At 44.2% G+C, this 17,168-nt stretch carries 18 protein-coding genes and 1 other annotated feature; of the genes, 4 read left to right on the forward strand and 14 right to left on the reverse strand.

The window, feature by feature from the left end; genetic code table 11:
- Positions 1-27: 27 nt before the first annotated feature.
- The gene (locus ABFV83_RS16235; RefSeq protein ID WP_349945262.1) at positions 28-1,698 is read right to left on the reverse strand and encodes a peptide ABC transporter substrate-binding protein; all 1,671 of its coding nucleotides are present in this window, start codon (positions 1,696-1,698) and stop codon (positions 28-30) included.
- A gap of 192 nt (positions 1,699-1,890) precedes the next feature.
- The gene (locus ABFV83_RS16240) at positions 1,891-3,618 is read right to left on the reverse strand and encodes an oleate hydratase (RefSeq protein WP_349945264.1); all 1,728 of its coding nucleotides are present in this window, start codon (positions 3,616-3,618) and stop codon (positions 1,891-1,893) included.
- Between the two features lie 213 nt (positions 3,619-3,831).
- Here ABFV83_RS16240 and ABFV83_RS16245 point away from each other — a divergent pair, with 213 nt between their 5' ends.
- Positions 3,832-4,065, forward strand: coding sequence for a hypothetical protein (locus ABFV83_RS16245; protein ID WP_349945266.1), 234 nt, complete (start codon positions 3,832-3,834; stop codon positions 4,063-4,065).
- On the opposite strand, the gene dhaS is transcribed toward ABFV83_RS16245, so the two are convergent.
- The 5 genes from dhaS to metG all read right to left on the reverse strand — a co-directional run bounded on the left by dhaS (position 4,062) and on the right by metG (position 9,182).
- Positions 4,062-4,625, reverse strand: coding sequence for a dihydroxyacetone kinase transcriptional activator DhaS (dhaS, locus tag ABFV83_RS16250; protein ID WP_349945268.1), 564 nt, complete (start codon positions 4,623-4,625; stop codon positions 4,062-4,064). The genes ABFV83_RS16245 and dhaS overlap by 4 nt on opposite strands.
- A 16-nt stretch (positions 4,626-4,641) precedes the next feature.
- The gene (gene rsmA, locus ABFV83_RS16255) at positions 4,642-5,511 is read right to left on the reverse strand and encodes a 16S rRNA (adenine(1518)-N(6)/adenine(1519)-N(6))-dimethyltransferase RsmA (RefSeq protein ID WP_349945269.1); all 870 of its coding nucleotides are present in this window, start codon (positions 5,509-5,511) and stop codon (positions 4,642-4,644) included.
- A gap of 19 nt (positions 5,512-5,530) precedes the next feature.
- Positions 5,531-6,307, reverse strand: a complete 777-nt coding sequence (locus ABFV83_RS16260) for a TatD family hydrolase (RefSeq protein ID WP_349945270.1) — start codon at positions 6,305-6,307, stop codon at positions 5,531-5,533.
- Between the two features lie 49 nt (positions 6,308-6,356).
- Complete coding sequence (locus ABFV83_RS16265; RefSeq protein ID WP_349945272.1) at positions 6,357-7,112, reverse strand: TraX family protein; 756 nt, start codon at positions 7,110-7,112, stop codon at positions 6,357-6,359.
- 90 nt (positions 7,113-7,202) lie between these two features.
- On the reverse strand, positions 7,203-9,182 hold the full coding sequence (gene metG, locus ABFV83_RS16270) for a methionine--tRNA ligase (protein ID WP_349945273.1): 1,980 nt from the start codon (positions 9,180-9,182) through the stop codon (positions 7,203-7,205).
- A 92-nt stretch (positions 9,183-9,274) separates the two neighbouring features.
- Positions 9,275-9,562: a binding site (T-box leader), on the reverse strand.
- A gap of 142 nt (positions 9,563-9,704) precedes the next feature.
- Here metG and ABFV83_RS16275 point away from each other — a divergent pair.
- Positions 9,705-11,525: a DUF885 domain-containing protein gene (locus ABFV83_RS16275; RefSeq protein ID WP_349945274.1), complete on the forward strand. Its 1,821-nt coding sequence runs from the start codon at positions 9,705-9,707 to the stop codon at positions 11,523-11,525.
- A 51-nt stretch (positions 11,526-11,576) separates the two neighbouring features.
- On the opposite strand, the gene ABFV83_RS16280 is transcribed toward ABFV83_RS16275, so the two are convergent.
- The 3 genes from ABFV83_RS16280 to ABFV83_RS16290 form a co-directional block, all read right to left on the reverse strand.
- Positions 11,577-12,113 (reverse strand): GerMN domain-containing protein, encoded by a 537-nt coding sequence (locus ABFV83_RS16280; protein ID WP_349945276.1) that lies wholly within the window; start codon positions 12,111-12,113, stop codon positions 11,577-11,579.
- A gap of 27 nt (positions 12,114-12,140) precedes the next feature.
- On the reverse strand, positions 12,141-12,590 hold the full coding sequence (locus tag ABFV83_RS16285; protein WP_054739937.1) for a MarR family transcriptional regulator: 450 nt from the start codon (positions 12,588-12,590) through the stop codon (positions 12,141-12,143).
- A 103-nt stretch (positions 12,591-12,693) separates the two neighbouring features.
- Positions 12,694-13,221: a spore maturation protein gene (locus tag ABFV83_RS16290; protein WP_349945278.1), complete on the reverse strand. Its 528-nt coding sequence runs from the start codon at positions 13,219-13,221 to the stop codon at positions 12,694-12,696.
- A 138-nt stretch (positions 13,222-13,359) separates the two neighbouring features.
- Between ABFV83_RS16290 and ABFV83_RS16295 the strand changes: the two genes are divergently transcribed.
- The gene (locus ABFV83_RS16295) at positions 13,360-13,719 is read left to right on the forward strand and encodes an arsenate reductase family protein (RefSeq protein WP_349945279.1); all 360 of its coding nucleotides are present in this window, start codon (positions 13,360-13,362) and stop codon (positions 13,717-13,719) included.
- 100 nt (positions 13,720-13,819) lie between these two features.
- Here the strand turns inward: ABFV83_RS16295 and ABFV83_RS16300 are convergent, their stop codons facing one another.
- Complete coding sequence (locus ABFV83_RS16300) at positions 13,820-14,308, reverse strand: hypothetical protein (RefSeq protein ID WP_349945280.1); 489 nt, start codon at positions 14,306-14,308, stop codon at positions 13,820-13,822.
- Positions 14,309-14,418: 110 nt separating this feature from the next.
- Here ABFV83_RS16300 and ABFV83_RS16305 point away from each other — a divergent pair, with 110 nt between their 5' ends.
- The gene (locus ABFV83_RS16305; protein WP_349945281.1) at positions 14,419-15,486 is read left to right on the forward strand and encodes an undecaprenyldiphospho-muramoylpentapeptide beta-N-acetylglucosaminyltransferase; all 1,068 of its coding nucleotides are present in this window, start codon (positions 14,419-14,421) and stop codon (positions 15,484-15,486) included.
- Positions 15,487-15,489: 3 nt separating this feature from the next.
- Here the strand turns inward: ABFV83_RS16305 and ABFV83_RS16310 are convergent, their stop codons facing one another.
- The 3 genes from ABFV83_RS16310 to ABFV83_RS16320 are packed head-to-tail and all read right to left on the reverse strand — an operon-like array spanning position 15,490 to position 17,110.
- On the reverse strand, positions 15,490-16,032 hold the full coding sequence (locus ABFV83_RS16310; protein WP_349945282.1) for a sigma-70 family RNA polymerase sigma factor: 543 nt from the start codon (positions 16,030-16,032) through the stop codon (positions 15,490-15,492).
- Positions 16,029-16,466, reverse strand: coding sequence for an HIT family protein (locus ABFV83_RS16315; RefSeq protein ID WP_349945283.1), 438 nt, complete (start codon positions 16,464-16,466; stop codon positions 16,029-16,031). Before ABFV83_RS16315 ends, ABFV83_RS16310 begins: the two co-directional genes overlap by 4 nt.
- A 23-nt stretch (positions 16,467-16,489) precedes the next feature.
- Positions 16,490-17,110, reverse strand: a complete 621-nt coding sequence (locus ABFV83_RS16320; RefSeq protein ID WP_349945285.1) for a rhomboid family intramembrane serine protease — start codon at positions 17,108-17,110, stop codon at positions 16,490-16,492.
- Between the last annotated feature and the right edge of the window lie 58 nt (positions 17,111-17,168).

Below are 17,168 nucleotides of genomic sequence, written 5' to 3' on the forward strand. Positions count from 1 at the left end.
TTATGACGGTTCCTTTGGTTCCAGCCATTATTCCATGGTAGCATGTGTAAAGAACCAGAAACCGTAGGGAGAGTGCCATGTGCCCTTTAATTCAGGCTTCTGTAAATAGAAATCGCTGGAGTATACAAGCGGAGCAACCGCTGCATCTTCCATGATCATCTTTTCTGCTGCATGAAGCTTCTCATAATGCTCTGCCTTATCAGCCGTATCACGGGCCTGTTTTAATAAGTTGTCCACCTCAGGATTAGAATACTTTCCGTCGTTGTTTCCGCTTTCCGTGGTGAATAAGTTAAGCATATTGGAAGGGTCGTCATAGTCGTATACCCAGCCGCCACGGGCAATCTCGAAGTCACCGGCCCGGCGGGTTGGTGCAAAGGTAGACCATTCAACAATCTTAATATCCATTCTAATGCCCAGCTCGCTCCATGCACTCTGTAAATATTCTGCAATCGGCTTATTGTAACCGGCTTCGTTGGTCATATATTCGATCACCGGGAAGCCTTCTCCGTTTGGATAGCCTGCTTCTGCCAGAAGTTCTTTTGCCTTATTAAGATCTTCTTCATAATTGCTTACGTTAAAGTAATCACCGCCGTTATTCTTTCTGGTGACTTCTTCAAAGGAAGAACCGCTTTCCGCATCAGAAATACCAGGGCCTACAAAGTTGGCAGCCGGTATAACCGTTCCTGCCATTACGGTACTGGCAATGTACTCACGGTCAACTGCAAGGTTTAATGCACGGCGTACCAGCACATTGTCAAAGGGAGCCTTTTTTACGTTGAAAATCGTATAGGAAGTAGCCATACGGGGTTCCAGGTGATAATCCGGCCGTCCCTGAAGGCTTGGGATCTCATCAGTAGGAATTTCCTTGATCATGGAAACTTCACCAGTCTGATAAGCGCTGTAAGCTGCATTGGCATCTTCCATAAGAACAAATTTTAAGGTATTTAAGGTTACAGTATCTGCATCCCAGTAATTTTCATTCTTAGCAAAGGTAATATGGGAACCTGGTACCCATTCGATCATTTTTAACGGTCCGTTGGATATATAGGTATCAGGAGTTAAAGACCACTGGTCTCCCTTTGCCTCAACTACATCCTTTTTTACAGGGGCCATGCTGGCATGGGTAACAATTTTATCAAAATAAACGCAGGGAGATGCCAGTTCCACTACAATAGTTTTGGCATCAGGCGCGGATACTGCCAGTGCATCAACGTTTCCTGCTGCTGCATCCTGATATCCTTTTACCATGGAAAGCATGTCTGCTCCATAAGGAGCTGCTGTCTCAGGATCTGCCAGACGCTTCCATGAATATATGAAGTCTTCTGCTGTGAGATCAGAGCCGTCGCTCCATTTCAAACCATCACGTAAATGAAATGTATATGTAAGCCCGTCATCACTCACATCATAGGTCTCTGCCTGTCCGGGAATAATATTATTATCCTTATCAAAGGTTAAAAGTGTCTCAAATGCGTGCAGGATCATATTAGCTGCGTCAATTGACGAATTTAAGGCCGGATCAATGGTTTCCGGATCAGGACCGATCTGTACTGTCAGATCAAGACCTCCTGCAGTATTTCCTGCTGCTTCTGTTTTTTGTGTTTCGTTGCCGGCTGTACCGGATTTACCGGAACCGCCGCATGCTGTCAGGACCATCCCTGAAGCAAGGACTGCCGCTAATACAAGCGCCATTTTCTTCATAACTGTTCCTCCATATCTGCTTTTTCTTGCGTCCGTCCTTCACAGACAACGCAAGTTTTAGCATACCACAGAAAAAGGGTTCTTGCAACGAGAAAATTTATGGCGTCCGCGTATTAGCGTAGTAAATCGATAAAGGGCCAGATATTTCCGGGTAGGGAAATGTCTGGCCCAAGAAGACATTTTTGTATTTTATCAGCGGTATGAGGTCTGCACTGCCTTCATTAAAACCTTTGGCTCCTTCACATAAGGGGTGACCGGACAAATCTTTTTATTTGCCCCCATCAGCGTGTAAACAGCGATTCTGGCTGCCCGGACTGAATATTCCTCGGTAAATACCATGTCGTCCGGAATCTCCACAAACTGGCTTACCATGGCGAAATTGGTAGAGCCGGCTGGAACCACCTTCGGGCGGTCAGTCATTTTGCGGGGCTGGAACTGGGCATCAACATAAGGCATCATGCAGGGAATGACGTTGACTACATCTGCCAGGATCTCATCCTTACGGTTTTCCATATGAAGATGATGGAGAAGCTCGATAAGCATTTCTTCACCGGTACAATCCTTCATGGGTTTCTTTACGAAATCCCCTTCACGGTCTGTATAAAGTCCATATCCCCAGAAGATCGTCTGGTCCATAGGCTGATTGATAAAGTGAGGCTGGGCAGCCACAACAATGCTCATCAGCCAGTTAGAATCCTTAAAGGTCAGAAGGGCTCCGCTTCCAGGCACATTACCTGAGTAATCCTCAATCATTTTAAGAAGTTTATTTCCGCGGCTTGTTACGGTAAAGCTTTCCCAATTGGTCTCATGAACATCGCCGAAGAATGGATAAGGATTTCCAAGGCCAGGCTTCTTTGCAGATACCTTGGTCCATAATTCCCCGGATATTGGCCTTAAAACAGGCTCCGGAGCCGGGGTATGCAGATCTCCAAGGGTCGCGCTGTCGGTCATACAGGCATTGGTCATGATGCAGATATCGCCCTCCTGAAGCTCGATCTGCCTGTCTATGCCATTATCCTTTAAATAAAGCACCTTAGCCGTAATCCCTTCTCCATCTGCAAAGTCTATATCAGTAACCGTACAGTTTTCCGCAAAAACAACTCCCTGCTTTCTTAAATAGTTTTCCAGAGGGCGGATGACGCTGTCATACTGGTTTAACGGTGTTCTTGTTACCCCTTCCAAAGTTTCAATCCTGGAAAACTCCAGAATCATCCGGCGCATGTAGCGGCGGAATTCAAAAAGGCTGCTCCATTTCTGGAATGCAAAGGTGGTCTGCCACATATACCAGAAATTCGTTGTAAAGAAATGAGGCATGTCAGCAAACCATTCCTCAATGGTCATATCGTCAAGCTTTTCTTCCGGAGTATTCATAAGCTTTAAAAGCGCCATGCGTTCCTTCTGGGTAAATCCCATGCTCTTTACATCAAGGATGGTTCCATCCTTGTCCACCAGTCTGGCCTTTGCATGGGTGGGATGGGCATGATCAAAGCTTAGGATCTCTTCGGTAACGCTCCGGGATGGGTTATTTAAAGAAGGGATGGAACGGAACAGCTCCCAGAAGTTTTCGTATGTCTCTTCATTAAGCATACGTCCGCCCCGGCATACAAAGCCTTTTTCCGGAGTTCCGATGCCATCGTTGCTTCCTCCCAGAATATGCATTCCTTCAAAAATCGTGATCTGGTCTCCCGGCATATTGCAGTCTCGTATGAGGTAAGCCGCTCCTGCCATGCTTCCCAGACCGCCGCCTACAAAATACGCTTTTCCCGGGGTCTGGCCGTTTTCCTTATGTCTCATGACTTCTTCATTTTTTAAATCCATCTGTTTTTTTGAATAATCATAGGCTTTTTTTGCGGCTACTCCTGCCGCAGTTGCCGCAGCTCCCCATGCAAGTACTTTTCCGAAATTATTTTTTCCTTTCATATACAACGCTCCATTCTATGAATTGTGATAACTAACTGATACGCTTATATTATCATACTTCATTTCATTCGTCACCATACATGGTTTTTTAGTTGTATAAAAAAACGACATCAGGAAAATGATGTCGTAAAACCATACAATTTTGGGATTTTGTCTATAGAAGATTTTTTTACCTTCATTTAAAATAAATATAATGAAAAAGGAGGACTTTTTATGTCGACCACTATACACAAACATATCCGGGAGTCCGTCCTGAAAACGGCGCTTTTCCACCAGTTAAAAAACGGGCAGAAATCGCCGGAGCGAACTGCCCGGAATTTAGAAGAGCTTTTGGATAAATTCAGCCCAATATCCGCAGAGCTTTTTTCTTATTCTGATCTGGTTGCGCTCATCAAAAACTGTTCCAGAGAAGAATGTCTGGATATCATCATGCATAAGCTTTCTTAAAGCTTCGCCTGGCCTCGGAGATAACCGGCCCGCGCCGTAGCCCTGGCCAGGCTTTTTAAACGATCCGCCACAAGCCGGGGATCCGTCTTCATTCCTTTCTCCACCCAGTCAACAATAATCCCACAGATACCATATGCATAAAATTCTGCGTCAAAGTCCCTCTCCTCCATGGTGAGCTTCTTTTTTTCATCCAGCTTTAAAATCGCTTCGGAAAACAGGGCTTTTGCCATCTCAAACAGATAACTCTCAAAAGTATGCTCCTGTTCTTTGATGGTATTGATATAAAAGGCTTTTTCCTCTTTCATATTTTGAAGCAGTTCATAAACCTTCTGGTTCCAGTTCTCAAGAGTAATGTCTTCTGCTATTTTGGCAAAATTCTCATTATAATAGATCCAGCTTAAAAGTTCATATTTATCCTGAAAATGATAATAGAAGGTCTGCCGGTTTAACCCCCATACGGATGTGATATTTGTTATGGATATCTTATCAAAGGGCTTTTCCCTGCATACCTGTTTTAAGGCTTCCGCTATTGCGCGTTTTGTAATCAGCGAATCTGCCATAATCCCTCCTGGTTTATTATCTTTTCATTCCTGTAAAATAGTTGCTAAGGGATGCAAACTGCTCTAAAGTCAATGCTTCTCCCCGCACGGAGGGCCCAAGTCCCAGGCTTTTAACTGCCTCCGAGATTTCTTCCTTTGTGAAGGGAATCTCCGGCGAATTGTTCAGTCCGTTTTGAAGGGTCTTTCTTCTCTGGTTAAAGGAAGCACGGATCAGACGGAACATAAGCCCTGTATCCTCTGCCTTTACCGGCGGCTCCTTGTGGCGGGTCAGGCGGATTACCGCGGAACCCACATTCGGACGGGGCATAAAGCAGTTAGGCGGGACGTTTGCAACAATATAGGGCTTTGCATAATACTGGACAGCCAATGAAAGAGCGCCGTAATCCTTAGAACCAGGCCCTACCTGCATACGGTCTGCCACTTCCTTCTGAACCATGACCGTAACATTGTCTATTGGCACCATGTTTTCAAAAAGGCCCATAATAATAGGAGTTGTGATGTAATACGGCAGATTTGCAACCACCTTGATCGGACGCCCGCCGTTATACTCCTTTGTTATCTGGTTGATGTCAACCTTAAGAATATCATCATGGATAACGGTCACATTCTCATAGTCTGCCAGGGTCTCTTTGAGAATGGGAATCAGGTTTGAATCGATCTCCACAGCTACCACATGTCTGGCGTTTTCTGCCAGATACTGCGTCATCGTGCCGATCCCCGGCCCGATTTCCAGAACACAGTCCTCCTTTGTTACGCCTGCCGCGGCTATGATCTTATCTAATACGTGGGTGTCTATTAAAAAATTCTGTCCGAATTTCTTTTGGAATGCGAATTCGTATTTCTGAATGACCTCGATTGTTTTTTGGGGATTTCCCAGTGTCGCCATGAATGTCCTCCCTTTTCTTTTATAGCTGTTCCGAAAGCCTGTATAGCCTTTTGGCATTCTGATTGGTGATTTCAATGACCTTTTCTTCCGGTATTCCCTTAATGGCACTGATTTCCTGCACCACATAGGGAAGATTTAAGGAAGAATTACGCTTTCCCCTGTTGGGTGCGGGAGCCAGATAAGGGCAGTCTGTTTCCAGTACCAGCTGTTCCATCGGCATATACTCCACCACTTCTTTAAGCTTTTTAGCATTCTTAAAGGTAAGGACGCCTCCGATTCCCAGATAGTACCCCATATTTAAGTATTCCCTGGCGATCTCCTTTCCATAAGAAAAGCAGTGAATCACTCCTCCAATGTCCTTTGCCCCCTCTGCCTTCATGATATCTAAGGTGTCCTTTGCCGCATCCCGGCTGTGGATTACCACAGGAAGCTTCACTTCCTTTGCCAGGTTCAGCTGGCGGATAAACCACCTTTTCTGGGTGTCATGATCCGGCTCATCCCAGTAATAGTCAAGGCCGATCTCGCCGATTGCCACGATCTTTTTATGGGCAGACCCTTCTTTCAGCCAGGTTATATCTTCTTCGTCCAGCTCACCGGTTTCATTGGGATGAACACCGATCGCTCCATATACATATGGATATTTCTCCGCCAGTTCCAGGGTGTTCCTGGAAGTTTCCATGCTGGCACCTATATTGGTAACAGTCTCAATTCCATGGTCAAAAAGGCTTGTCAGCAGTTCCTCTCTGTCTTCATCAAATGCCTCATCATCGTAATGGGCGTGTGTATCAAAAATCATAGGAATCTCCTTTAAAAAGCAGGTCCCTTCAGCCATGAAGGTGCCTTTCTTACTTTATAATAATCAAACGCAGGATATAAAGCAAAACTAAGTGAGCAGGATAAAACCAGTAAAAAAGGTATTTTAAATTCCTTTTTCCTCTGGCTCCGCTATACATGCGGATGGGGATGAAGGCCAGGATAGCCGCCCCAAAACAGCTAAGGCTCTGGACGGCTGTCAGGATACCTGCGAAAATGGTCTGCTTTTTCTTATCTTTATAAAAAACATAAAATAGCAGGATCATAACTATCCCTATGATATCATAATCACATTTCAAAAAAACAGCCGCACCGCATCCGGCCAAAAATACCAGGGTCTGCCTGATTGGGTCTCCCATAGCCTTATCATACCAGTAAAGAACACATAGGCCGATGAACAGGGTAAAATATACATTCTGATAATCTGGATAAAACCATTGATCAAAAATTGCCAGATCAAAGGGAATCTCGGATATAAGGGCGAATAAAAAAAGCCTGGCTCCATATTTTTTAATATTCCTGGTATGGAAAAAACCTTCTACAAGCAGAAAGCAAAAAATAGGGAATGCAACTCTTCCAATGGTACGAAGCACCAGGTCAGCCATGTCCCACAGGTTTTCTCCCTGCAAGCCAAAAAGCTCCCAGGCAGTAAGATTGTCCTGATTTTTTAAAATACCGTTTTCAACAACAGCCACGCCGATATGGTCTATGAGCATGGTAACAATGGCAATCATCTTTAAAGTATTTCCTGTTATTCCTTTTGCACGGGCACTGATTGACTCTTTCATGGAATCTTCCTCCTTAAAACAACAAGGCCGGATCAAGTTACCCGGCCTTTCGCTGTTTTCTATCAAGTGTCCCCAGACATTCCCTTTTAATTAGCAGATTTCTGCTCCTGCCGGCATTGCTTTCTCCGGAACCATAAGAGATAAATTGCCTTCTGCATCCTCCGCGCAGAGAAGCATGCCTTCAGACAGGACTCCAGCCAGTTTTGCTGGTTTTAAGTTTACCACAACCATCACCTTTTTGCCAACCATTTCTTCCGGTGAATAGTGGGCTTTGATTCCGCTGACAATCTGTTTTACCTGGCTTCCGATCTTCACCTGGGAACACAAAAGCTTCTTTGACTTTGGAACAGCCTCACAGGCAATGATCTGGCCTACCTGGAACTGCAGCTTGGCAAAATCGTCGTATTCGATCTCTGCTTTGGCTTCTATATCAATCACGGCGGAAGCATCTTCTTTGGCAGTTTCCTTGGATTCTTCTTCCTTTGGTCCATACATGGCTTCCACCTTCTCCATAACTTCCTTAATATCCATACGTGCAAACAGGATCTCCGGCTTATCAGTCACCTTATTTCCAGAGGGATATACACCGAATTCATTCATCTGGGACAGCTCTCTCTTTGAAGTATTAAGCTGATTAAGAATCTTTTTAGAGGTATCCGGCATAAAGGAATCAAGGAGGGAGGCTCCGATGGCAATGGCTTCCGTCAGATTATAAAGAACGGTTTCCAGCCTGCCCTTTGATGCTTCATCCTTGGCAAGGGTCCATGGAGCAGTTTCATCAATGTATTTGTTGCTCCTTCTGAAAATATTAAAGATTGCTGTCATCGCATCAGCGACACGGAGTTTCTCCATCTTCTCCTGAACCTTTTTCACCTCTTCTAACACCACTGCCTTAAGGTCTTCATCAACAGCCTCCGCTGCATTTCCGTCAGACACGATGCCGCCAAAGTATTTATTGGACATGGAAATGGTACGGTTTACAAGATTGCCCAGGATGTTAGCCAGGTCAGAGTTCATGCGTTCCACCATAAGCTCCCAGGAAATAACCCCGTCATTATCAAATGGCATTTCATGAAGGACAAAATAACGGACTGCATCCACGCCGAAGAAATCCACCAGGGTATCCGCATAGAGGACATTTCCCTTGGATTTACTCATCTTGCCGTCCCCCTGAAGCAGCCATGGATGGCCAAATACCTGCTTTGGCAGGGGAATATCAAGGGCCATAAGGAAAATGGGCCAGTAAATTGTATGGAACCGGATGATATCCTTACCGATCAGGTGAAGGTCTGCCGGCCATAATCTGGCATACTGGTCACTGCTTTTGCCGTCACAGTCATAGCCGATTCCGGTAATATAGTTGGTCAGCGCATCAAGCCAGACATAGGTGACATGCTTCGGATCAAAGGACACCGGAATCCCCCACTTAAACGTGGTCCTGGATACGCAAAGATCCTGAAGTCCCGGAAGGAGGAAATTGTTCATCATCTCATTTTTTCTGGATACTGGCTGGATAAAATCCGGGTTCTCATTGATGTGCTTTATCAAACGGTCCGCATATTTGCTCATGCGGAAGAAATATGCCTCTTCTTTTGCCGGCTTCACTTCACGTCCGCAGTCCGGACATTTGCCGTCTACAAGCTGGGATTCTGTAAAAAAGGATTCACAGGGCGTGCAGTATAAGCCTTCGTAATGTCCCTTATAGATATCTCCCTGGTCATAGAGCTTCTTAAAGATCTTCTGAACCTGCTCCTCATGTTCCTTGTCTGTGGTGCGGATGAATTTATCGTAAGAGGTGTTCATCAGATCCCAGATATTCTTAATTTCACCGGCAGCCCTGTCTACGAACTCCTTAGGCGTGATCCCTGCTGCCTCTGCCTTTTCCTCAATCTTCTGGCCATGCTCATCGGTTCCTGTCTGGAAAAACACGTCATAGCCCTCTGCCCTCTTATAACGGGCGATGGAATCCGCTAATATTGCCTCATAGGTATTGCCGATATGGGGCTTTCCTGATGCATAGGCAATAGCCGTGGTGATATAGTATGGTTTTTTCTTAGAGTCTTTACACATTCTGATTTCCTCCTGTTTATAAAATGGGATGAGCAAAAAGGGGGCTTCCCTTCCTGCAAAGAAAAACCCGTCTTAAAATATCCTTTCGGAAATTTAAAGACGGGGAACTGTCCCGTGTTACCACTTTAATTTATCCGTACCTTACAGTACGGACCTTACCGGCTGCGTTGGTTCCATAAAGTCCGCTTAAGACCTTATGGTTACTTAATAACAGTCTGACACGATAACGGGTGTAACCGTCGAAATTTAAAGGCGTGCTTCGCCAATTCAACTTCGCTGCTCCAAGGCCATGTTGGGAAATACGCTCAAGCTTCCTTTTCAGCTTCCGGAAGTCTCTGCACATGAGGTTGATTTCTTACTCTTCTTTTCTCAGCATTCTCATATAAATAGATTGTCGGTAACCATAGTTTAATGGTTTCAGTAAAGTTTGTCAAGCGGGTAAGCTGGTACATCAGTGCTTTTGTCATGACTTTTTTAATATCATCATATAAATAATAATAGTGAATCACGGAGGAATCATATATGAAGAACATCGTTTTGAAACAGGGCCGCCGTTTTCTTTCCATCATACTGGCTGTTTCCCTGCTTTGTGCCTGTGCACCCACCAATAAATCGCCTGCATCGTCTTCATGGAGCGGGTACGAACAATACCATGCCAGGGATTTATCCGCTCAAAACAAGTTTGATCAATTTACAAATGACCTGTTTCGTGACGAGATCAGTGAATCCGGAATCAGCTTCCATTTCAGCATTGCAGATCCGGCTTCCCGGGGATTTGACACAGTTCCTTTGACCCTGGGGGATTTTTCTCTGGAAAAAATGAAACAGGGAACAAAAGACCTTTTGGAATTAAAAAAGAATCTGGATGGTTTTAATCCCCGCCAGTTGACCGACGAACAGCGGCTTACCTGGCAGATTCTCCGCTCCTACATAGAAACAGAACTAAGCTCTGATGGCCTGGAGCTTTATGCCCAGCCTTTAACAACCACCATCGGAATCCAGGCACAGCTTCCCATCCTGTTCTCAGAATATGCCTTTTACACCCGGGATGATGTGGACCACTATCTTGCGCTGCTTTCTACCATTGATAATTATTATGGGCAGATCCTGGAGTTTGAAAAGCAAAAATCAGAAGCCGGCCTTTTTATGTCTGACGCTTCCGCAGACCATTTATTAAAGTCCTGTGAGGCATATTTGATCCAGCCTGACCACAGCTTCCTTGCAGACACCTTCAACACCCGGGTGGATGCCCTTACGGATTTAACCGCGGAAGAAAAAGCTTCCTATAAAGAAAAGAATCTAAAAGTACTGGAAGAGCATTTTATACCTGCCTATAAAAATCTTATCAACGGCATCACCGCCCTTATGGGAACCGGGACCAATGACAAGGGCCTATCCTGGTATCCCAAAGGAAAGGAATATTTTGAATACCTGGTGAAATCCAACACCGGAACCTCCTATGATTCCATCCGAAGCCTGACAAAGGCAATTGAAAAACAGTTAAACTCCGATATCCAGGCCATAGGACAGATTACAAAGGAGCATCCGGAAGTGCTGGATCACCTTGAGAACTATTCCTTTAGTTATACCAAGCCGGAAGAGATCCTGGAATCTTTAAAATCTCAGATTTCAAAGGATTTTCCTGAGCTTCCGCCCTGCAACCATACGGTAAAATACGTTCCCAGTTCCCTGGAGGCATCTTTAAGCCCCGCCTTTTACCTGGTTCCTCCTCTGGACCGTTATGAGGATAACGTCATTTACATCAACGGTAACCCGCGTTTTCAAAATGATGACCTATACACTACCCTGGCTCATGAAGGCTATCCGGGACATTTATATCAAAATGTTTATTTTTTAAGCAAGAAACCTAACGACTTAAGAAGCATCCTCTCCTTTTCCAGTTATTCGGAAGGCTGGGCCACCTATGTGGAGTTTTACTCCTACACCTTAGATAACGGACTTCCTCCGGAGCTTGGTGAGCTTCTGGCACATAATACTGCCGTTACCCTGGGCATCTATGCATATCTGGATATTTGCATCAATTATGAGGGCTGGGATAAAGAGCAGACAGCCAAATACCTTGGCACGTTTTATAATATTGAGAAAACAGATATTGCAGATTCCATTTACTCCAGCCTGATCGAAAATCCCACCAATTATATGGAATACTACGTGGGATATATGGAGATTATGGAAATGCGGAACACCGCTAAGAAGATCTTAAAGGATGATTTTAATTTGAAAGATTTCCACGCCTTTTTGCTTGATATTGGTCCTGCTCCGTTTTCTGTCATCCAGCCTGCGTTCCGCAGCTGGCTGTCAAAACAGTTAAGAAACCCATAAATTTAAAAGAGCAGAAGCTTGAAATATGCCGCTTCTGCCCTTTTTTTGTCTTTATTTTATTTTCTTATAATTCTTAACATATTCCAGATAGTCACTATCTCCCTGCTTGATCTGATCATTGGAATAATTCTTTCCATTAACAAGAAGCTTTAATTTATCAAGTTCAAAATTTTCGATAAAGGTATTACCAACCGCTGTCAGGGTAAGTAAATCCTCAGTTGAATCCTTTTCCGGCATCTTAGATAAATCAAGAGTGGCAGTTCCATCTTTCTCTTCAAATTTCAGAACCTTTGTATCTTCCTCTAATACGCCGTATTCAATCAGCTTGTCCACCATGGCATCTGCCGTCAGTTCAGATACTGCATCCATCGCCTGATTTAAACCGGTGGCATCATCATTCCGGCTGTATACGGAAATGATCTCCATAGGCTCTGCGTTAGGATCAGGAACTTTATCACTGGCTCCTCCCGTTGGCCCCATCACATCAGGACCAGGTGCTGTGGTCTCCATCTTAGGCTGTGTTGGCGCACATGCCGCTAAGGACATCATCATCATTGCGCTCATTAAAAACACGATGAATTTTTTCATAATTGCAAATTGCCTCCTTAAATTCTGTTAAAGGCTCCGAAACCACAGGTTTAACTTGGTCAGAGCTTTGATCAAAACTTCTATCTCATTTTCACTTAAGCCTGCAACAGCGCCGGCGATCATCTCCTGATGAAATCTGGCATGGTGCTCATAGGCTTCTTTCCCTTTTTCTGAAAGAGAGATATATACAACACGCCGGTCCTCTTTTCCTCGCTGACGGGTCACATACCCCTTCTTTACAAGACTGTTCATGGCAATGGTCAACGTACCGACCGTAACAGACAGTTCCCTGGCTATGGCCGACATATTCTTTGGCTCTCCAATACCAATGGCCTCGATCACATGCATATCATTATTTGTAATGTTGTTAAATTCCTGTGTAATGATAGCCTGTTGTTCTATATCCATAATATCCCGAAACAGTCTTACCAAAACTTCGTTAAGAGTCCCGTAAGTATCCACGTTTATCCCCTTCACATATGACAATAAAAGCTTCTTCGTAATTATACATGATTATGTATCCCAAGACAACCACCTGAATTCTTATGAAATTCTTAAAATCGAAATAAAAAAATACCTTTTATACCAGAAAACGGGATATGATGACGCTGGCAGCAATTCCTGCCACTGTTGCGGCCAATGCACCGCCTAGAGTATACCGGGTTTTTTTGATCTTTACGGTTCCAAAATAGATGCTTAAACAGTAAAATAAGGTCTCTGTGCAGCTCATGATCACGGAGGTCAGCATACCGATATAGGAGTCAGTTCCATATTTCTTAAAAATATCAAGCACAAGCCCTGTTGCTGCTGAGTTTGATATCAGGCGCACTAAAATAACCGGTACAACCGGTGCGGGAAGAAAAAAGAAAGCAGCCGGCTTTGTCAGGCATTTTGCAAGAAAATCCAGAAAGCCGGAAGCCCGTAGCACCCCCACCGCAGTCATAAGCCCGATGAGTGTAGGCATGATTCCTGCCACTGTTTTCATTCCATCCTTAGCCCCATCTATAAAATCATCAAAAACCGGACGTTTGGACAATATGCCAAAGCCTACCATGTAAAAAATGATAAGCGGCACTGCCGCTTCCGACAGAAATAATAAAAATTTCATATTTTCACCTGAAAACCCATGATTGTTATAGTTTATTCTAATTCTTTCCTTTTCATTCAAGGCATTTTGAGGTAAACTATCCACGAAAGCAATGAGCAGTGCGGACTCACCCCATTAACCGAAAGGAGATGTACAGATATGAACGTTTTATTTTTACAATATCCCCCCTGCAGTACCTGCAAAAATGCAAATAAGTGGTTGGATGCCCATGAAATAGCATATGACTCCAGAAACATTAAAGAAGAGAACCCAAACGCCACAGAGCTTGCAGACTGGATCAAAAGAAGCGGCCTTCCCATGAAGCGGTTCTTTAATACCAGCGGAATCCTCTACAAGGAAAAGAATTTAAAAGAGCTTTTGCCCGGCATGAGTGAAAAAGAGCAGATCGATCTCCTGGCAACTGATGGAATGCTGGTCAGGCGTCCCTTAATCATTGGCAAAGATTTCGTACTGGTTGGCTTTAAGGAAAAGGAATGGGAGGCAGCATTGCTCCGGTAATCCTTATCCCATGAACAAAGCTTTCCCACAGCCGAACATGCAAAATACCCGGCGGGATTCAGGATTGTCTCCTTTCCGCCGGGTATTCTGCCATAAAATTTCACCGTTCCATTTTATGGGGCATATTATTAATCATTAAAACCGTGATCCCAAGATGTTCTTTCAATTCTTCATTTGCATTTGACATCTTGCCCTCTTTTAGTACCTCATTTCTGCTTTTACTGGCATTCTGGTCTTTTAAGCGGTACTCATGGGCCTTTTTTGCCGATGCACCGATTGAGGAGGCGGCCAGTATAATCAGGACCACCATTACGATAAGAAACGGCTTTTGCAGAGAACCCACAAATTTGTTGCCGTAATACAATACCCTCAGCTGCTTTCTTACCAATGTTTCCGCCCCCCGCCGGTTAATCTCCGCCATAATTTTCTGAAATTCGCCTGGAGGAGGGGTGGGAGGCTCAGGTGTTAATTCCGGATGCTCCTGCATATAATCAAGCAGATGGGCTTCTAATTTCTCCTGAGACGATACATAAAATTTCATCCGTTTTAAAATAGAATATTTTTTTCCATGGTTTCTCTCCTTCTCCACGTTACACCTCTTAAATACAAGTTATCCTTAAGTTCCCACAAGCTTTGGGGTTGACTTTTTATCGCTAACGTTTACTATAATAGTATATCGAATTTGGGAGGCAACGCTTTATGAAAAAAATCATCTTAACTGGCGGCGGTACAGCCGGCCATGTTACCCCGAACCTGGCTTTAATCCCCTCATTAAAAGAGCGGAATTACGATATTCACTATATAGGATCATACCAGGGAATCGAAAGTCAGCTCATTAAGAGAGCCGGCATTCCCTATGACGGCATTTCTTCCGGTAAATTCCGTCGGTATTTTGACTTAAAAAACTTCTCTGATCCCTTCCGTGTATTAAAAGGATATGGGGAAGCATTGAAACTGATAAAAAATTACAAGCCGGATGTGGTTTTCTCAAAAGGAGGCTTTGTAGCCGTTCCCGTGGTGATGGCAGCAAAACGCTGCAAGGTACCTGTTATTATCCATGAATCAGATATGACTCCAGGGCTTGCCAACAGGCTTTGTATTCCGTCTGCTGTAAAAGTATGCTGCAATTTTCCGGAAACCCTTCCTTATCTTCCAAAAGAGAAAGCTGTACTCACAGGCTCTCCCATACGGAAAGAGCTTTTAAAAGGGGATCGCATGACAGGATTAAAATATGCAAAGTTGTCTGCAAACCGGCCAGTTATCCTGATCATTGGCGGAAGTCTTGGTTCCGTAACGGTCAATACTGCCTTACGGGGAATTCTCCCGAAACTGCTGGCAAATTATCAGGTGATACATATCTGCGGAAAAGGCAATCTGGATGAAAGCCTGATCGGAACGGAAGGATATGTACAATACGAATATGTAGACGCCCCTTTAAAACATCTTTTTGCTGCTGCTGATCTTATGATTTCAAGAGCCGGAGCCAATTCCATCTGTGAAATTCTCGCACTTAGAAAACCAAACATTCTGATTCCTCTTTCCGCTGCCGCAAGCAGGGGAGATCAGATTTTAAATGCCAGATCCTTCGCAAAGCAGGGCTTCAGCTCCCTTCTGGAAGAAGAAAACCTAACCGGAGATTCTCTCTTGCAGACCATCACCGAAACATTTGCCAACCGGCAGGCTTTTATCTCAAAAATGGAGCAAAGTGAATTATACAATGCGGTTGATACCATCATTGATATGATCGAATCCCTGGTTCAGAATTGATCTTTACACATGAAAATTAGGACCGAGGATCTTTTTTAAGCAAACTCTTGTACGATATATCCGGGAGCGGCAAACCGTTCCCGGAATTTTTAGGATTTCGCAAATTTCGGGAATGGTAAGCTGTTCCAGAAAATAAAGAACAGCCATTTCCTTCCACTCTTCTCTCATATTGGAAATCTCCCTGGTTATCCTTAAAAGAGCTTCTTCTCCAAGGATTACATCCAAAGGATCAGTGACCACATATCTCGTAAGCATTGCTACCTCATTGACCGCGTCTCCCTCATCCAGGCTCACCTTTTCATAATGGCCGTTTTTACGGAGGCAGTCAATCGATTTACGCTTTAAAATCTTAATCAGCATGCCTTTCTTTCGCGTATCTGTCCATGATAATGAATAATTTTCAAAATATGAAATAAAAGTTTCCTGCACCACATCGTCAAGTTCCATGTCTGGCACATTGAGTGTTTTCGCTATCCTGCGGAGCAGTCCCTGATATTCTCCGTATATAGACTGCAGCAGCAAATTTTCATCTTCATGTATGCTCATTGATTATGTCCCTCTGATTGCAGGGCGCTCCTTATAGCCGCTCCTGTCTGTGTCAATTCTTCCGGATTTGCCTCGCTTTGCACCCATGAAACCATAATAGGCCCGTCTTCATAACGAGGAATCAAATGCACATGAAAATGAAAAACCGTCTGTCCTGCTTCTTTCCCATTATTCTGCACAACATTAAATCCGGCACATCCTAATGAGTTTTTCATGGCGTTTCCTATTTTAGCCGCTAATGGGAGGACCTTTTTTGCCGTTTCTTCATCCAGCTTACAGATATCTTTGTAATGCTGTTTTGGAAGAATCAAGGCATGGCCTCTGGAAGCTGGCCCTAAATCCAGGATCACACGAAAGGTGTCATCCTCGTATATCGTTTCAGAAGGTATCACACCATTTGCAATCTTACAGAAAATGCAACTATCTTCCCTCACTTGCTCACCTCCTTCCAATTATATTATCCCCATATTTCCATATCCTGACATCTTCTCGGCCTGCGGTAAAGGAGAATCCCCATAACAATGCCTACAAGCAGCCCGCCAATATGGGCCGCATTATCTACGCCTGTGCTGGTAAATCCAAAATACAGGGAACATGCAATCACAACTACCAGCTGTCTGGCACTTAAGTCCTCCAGCCGGCCGCGGTTGATAAGTACCGCATATAAAAGGCCTCCGATCACGCCAAAAATAGCGCCCGACGCCCCTGCCGAGACTACAGTCCGGTATTCTCCAAGGTTCACAATCATGGACACCACATTGGCACCCACTCCGCAAAGCAGATAGAAAAACAGGTATTTTATATGGCCCAGTGCTCTTTCCAGATTATCACCCAATATAAATAGAATGAGCATGTTATTCATGATGTGGTTAATCCCAAAATGCATAAAAACAGAAGTGAGAAGCCGGAAATACTCTCCTCCCTCCAACACAAGCGGAGCATACATCGCTCCATGCGCCACCATAAACTGCGTATTTTCCGTGGAGCCTGTCAGCTCCAGATATAGGAAATAGATGACATTTATTGCGATTAAACCAACGTTTACAAATGCCTTCTTACGCCTGTACAAGTCTTTCATTGCCGCTCTCCTTGATAAATATTATGCTTATTTTAACACAGCCTGACATATTATGTAA

This window comes from Lacrimispora sp. BS-2 (assembly GCF_040207125.1).
Classification (GTDB): domain Bacteria; phylum Bacillota; class Clostridia; order Lachnospirales; family Lachnospiraceae; genus Lacrimispora.